Origin of the sequence: Novipirellula sp. (genome assembly GCF_041583735.1) — a bacterium.
GTDB lineage: Bacteria > Planctomycetota > Planctomycetia > Pirellulales > Pirellulaceae > Novipirellula.
This window is the reverse complement of record NZ_JBFHFD010000743.1, coordinates 1-3,971: the sequence shown is the minus strand read 5'-3', so window position 1 is coordinate 3,971 and position 3,971 is coordinate 1. Positions and strand designations below refer to the sequence as shown.

Sequence of the window (3,971 nt, the reverse complement as noted above, 5' to 3'; positions counted from 1 at the left end):
TGATCGCTGCTTAGAAACACGTTGTCGGCGGCGAACCAGTGCGACCAAAATGCACGCCGCAACCAACCATGTTGCCGTTGGTTCTTGGCCGCATGTTTTCGCGAGACATAAAAATCGACCACCGCAATTACCCCTCCCGGTTTTAACATCGCTTCGGCCAGTGCGAGCGTTTGAAACCAGTCGGGAATCATCGTCAGCGAATAGCTCAGCGTGATCACATCCACGCTCGCCGGTGGCAGCGAAAACGTGGTGGCGTCGGCAAGATGTGTCTTGGCATTTTCGCAGCCAAGATCGTGGATCCGCTGGTCCGCAACCCTTAACAGAGAGGGAGAGAGATCGAGCAGGTGAATGCTACGAAGTCTCTTCGTTTGATCACCCGCAAATGCCAAGTTGGTTCCCGTTCCCGCACCGACATCCAACCACACGCCGTCGTGGGGGAAATCGATCCACGAGATCAGTTCGTTGCGGCCGTGCAGCATCCGCTCGCGAAACGAATCATAGTCGGTTGCGTGACCGCCATAAAAGCTTTCGAGTCGCTGGGCGTGCGTTTCACCTCGTACCCGGTGAAACAGCAAATGCCAAAGGACTCGTAAATCGGACCGACGCGACGGCGTTGACGAAACGTGCGGCAGCGACTGGCTCATGCGGCAACCCCTGTAGCGTTGGACGTGGCGGCGAGATCGGCGATGTAGAAACTGCCATAGGTATGAACGCGGTCGCGGGCATGCAGCTCGCCGGCCAAGTCGTGTTGATAGTTCAGCAATTCACCCAGCTGGACCGATTGTCCTTCGGCGTTGACGCGTAGTGGATCGACAAAATCAACGTCCAGTGCCGCACTTCGCCATAACACGCGGCTGCGGGCCGCCGCCCGATTGACAATGCTCTGCCACTCACTTGCTAACAACTCGGGATACCGCGAGTAGAGCCAATCCATGTGATCGAGCAGCACGAAGCGAGAAATCGGTTGGTCGTGCTTCGATAGAAAACCTTCGACGGTATCGGTTTGAGTATGGACTCGGTCGACCAACCCCTTTTTAAGTTGCTCAAAGTTTTGAGGTTTAAGGTATTCAGGACAACACTGAGGCGTGTATTGACCGGTCAGATAGACACGCCAGAAATAGTTGTCTCGCAGCGGAATCCGTTTGAATACCGTTTCAATGCGATCTTGAATGAACCCGCTCACCCCGCCTGGGTAATCTTGGTCCAATTGGTTTCGTTGACTGCGAGGAACCCCCAGCATCGCCATCGTGGTATCGCGTCGCAGTATCCAGCGAAGCGGTTTGTTCCACAATCGTTGGTTGATTTCGTGTTCGTCATAGATTTCGTGTTGTTGTTCAACCGATTTGGCCGCCAGGATAGTTTCGATCGATTCGCGGAGGCCTGGAGAGCGATTGAGGTAGCCGTTAATCATCCAGGCAAACAGCCCGCTGGTACCACGGAAATAGAAACTACTGCGACTCGACTCTCCGTTAAAAAAGTCGGCACGTCGATCCCATACGGTGCAGTATTGAGGATCTAGTTTTGGGCGAATCGCATCATGATAAAGGGCGTTCCAATCGGAATGTTGGCCACGTCCAAAAACTTGAAAGAAGTCAGCAAAATCGATCGTTTTGATCGCCGCGATCTTGAGTTCCAACAGCGCGTTTTGCAGCGGATTCATATCCACGGCATAGACGTTCTTCGGCGACTGAAGTGCATAGTCCAGTGCATTGCAACCAGCCGAGGTGATCACCAAAACGGAGTCGTCCGAAGTCAACGCGAGTGCTTCGCGATCAATCCGTGGGTCTTCCCAGCACGTGTTGTAGACAAGGTTTCGTCGATGAACTGCGGAAAAGCATTTTTGTCCAATCCATTCGGACCATTTTGGGGCAACCATCAAAAAACTCTTTCGAATCGAGATCTAGAGATCGAGGCGAGACTAGGCGGCAACCTCTTCCGCCACCACGTTTTCAAGGCAAGGTTCCAGCGGCAGTTTCCGGTTCGGTAGATCCAACAACACATCTTCGCCGTAACGCTGTAGCAAGTGGATGCGTCCATCGTTGGACTCGACCAACGCGGTACAGTTTTCCACCCAGTCACCGGTGTTGCAGTAGACCATGGAATCGTTGGACACGATGTCGGGGGTGTGGATGTGGCCACAGATCACACCGTTACAATCTCGCATGCGAGCATGTTGCAAGATCTTGGCTTCGTAGCTGCTAATAAAACGAACACATCGTTTGACGCGGTCTTTCAAAATCGCACAGATGCCGTAGGGATTGCGGTCTTCGCCAAGCAGGATGCGGTGGAACCACCAATTCGCACTCAGGCAGGCATCGTAAAAGACCGAACTGCCACGCGAGGCCCATTGGGCTCGCGTTTCAAACACGTCGAACAAATCACCATGTGTGACGAGGAATCGCCAACCGCCGAGTGTTTCAAAAACAAATTCGTTGTCGACTTCGAATTTCGGCAGGTCGGTTGGCAAGAACGCTCGCAGTGCCGGATTCCTCAAGAAGGAATCGTGGTTGCCGGGGATGTAGTGAATCTTTGTGCCCTGTTGGGACAAATTGACCAGATGCGAAATGATCTCGTCACAATCACGCGGCCAATACCAACCGGTATTGATCTTCCACGTGTCAATGAAATCGCCAACGATGTAGAGCGACTCGGGCTTGAATTGACGAAGGAACGTAAGGAATTTGCGAGACTGCGAATGCTTGCACCCTAGGTGAACGTCACTTACCAATAGTGTCCGCACCGGTGTCGCATTGGCTACGTCCATGCCATTGTCCTGTTTTACGGAGGAGCATTGCGTGTGAACGCTTTCTCTGGTGAGAAGGCATCACCATTTCCACTTGCCCGAGATATTAGAGAACGCTTGTTTAGATTGGGTGAAACGCCAGCGCAGGTTCTCAGAAGTTTTTCGCCCGCCGCAGACGAGAGATTGCCGTTGGTTCGGGGCATTGGCCGAGGCTCGAAACCCACGGTGCTCAAGGGCATCGGGGAGGGTAACATTGATCGAGAAACGTCTTTTTTTGCGCACTTTTGCGGTTTGCGGACAACTCGTCTTGGTTCGGCTAGACTAGGGCTCCGTCAAGTTTTCGTTTTCGAGGTCTTGCTGAGGTCTCATGATGAATCTGTTTCCGCAGGTTCAAGCCTGGACTTCATCAAAGAGGCAATATTTTCCATGATCGTTCGCATTTTCAGTTACATCGCCATTGTGGTTTTGGTGTTCGCCCAACTTGGTTTCACAACGACGTCGGTCGCGGAAGTGGTCACGTGGCCCGAATTTCGAGGGGGGCACGGAGACGGCCGCGCCGATGATGCGGATTTGCCCATCGCAATTGATGATTCGGTCGTTCAGTGGAAAACGGCGATTGATGGCAAGGCTTGGTCTTCGCCGGTGGTGTGGGGAGACGAGATTTGGTTGACCACGGCGAGCGAAGATGGCACAAAAATGTCCGTCGTTTGCGTGCAGCGGACAACTGGAAAGGTGCTGCATGATGTGGTTGTGATCGAAAACGAAACACCCGAGTTTTGTCATCCGATGAATAGCTACGCGTCACCGACACCGGTGATCGAAGCGGGACGCTTGTACGCTCATTTCGGTAGCTATGGCACGGTGTGTCTCGATACCGCCGATGCCAAGGTGTTATGGCGACGAAGTGATTTAAAGTGTGACCATTTTCGCGGCCCTGCCTCGTCACCCATTTTGCATGATGGAAAGTTGTTTGTCGCCTTTGATGGCGTCGATGTTCAGTTCGTCGTCGCCTTTGACAAAAAGACGGGTGACACCGTGTGGCAATCAAAACGCGAAATTGATTATGGCACCGATGTCGGCGACCGGATGAAGGCGTATGGAACGGCTGAAGTGATCCGCGTCGGTGACCAAGAGCAATTGGTCTATCCCAGTGCGGTGGCGACGATCGCGTATGACCCGCAAACCGGCAAGTCGTTGTGGACGGTTTATCACGATGGCATGAATGCGT

4 protein-coding genes are annotated in these 3,971 nt (G+C 53.1%); 1 reads left to right on the top strand and 3 read right to left on the bottom strand.

What is annotated here, in order from left to right:
* From ABX962_RS31990 to ABX962_RS31980, 3 genes are all read right to left on the bottom strand, one after another.
* Window positions 1-644: class I SAM-dependent methyltransferase (locus tag ABX962_RS31990; protein WP_372725705.1), on the bottom strand; the 644-nt coding region annotated here is incomplete at its 3' end.
* The gene (locus ABX962_RS31985; protein WP_372725703.1) at window positions 641-1,876 is read right to left on the bottom strand and encodes a DUF3419 family protein; all 1,236 of its coding nucleotides are present in this window, start codon (window positions 1,874-1,876) and stop codon (window positions 641-643) included. The genes ABX962_RS31990 and ABX962_RS31985, both read right to left, overlap by 4 nt.
* A gap of 42 nt (window positions 1,877-1,918) precedes the next feature.
* Window positions 1,919-2,764 carry a UDP-2,3-diacylglucosamine diphosphatase gene (locus ABX962_RS31980; protein WP_372725701.1) on the bottom strand — a complete coding sequence of 282 codons (846 nt, stop codon included), beginning with the start codon at window positions 2,762-2,764 and terminating at the stop codon, window positions 1,919-1,921.
* Between the two features lie 405 nt (window positions 2,765-3,169).
* Here ABX962_RS31980 and ABX962_RS31975 point away from each other — a divergent pair.
* On the top strand, window positions 3,170-3,971 hold an 802-nt coding region (locus ABX962_RS31975; RefSeq protein ID WP_372725699.1), incomplete at its 3' end, for a PQQ-binding-like beta-propeller repeat protein.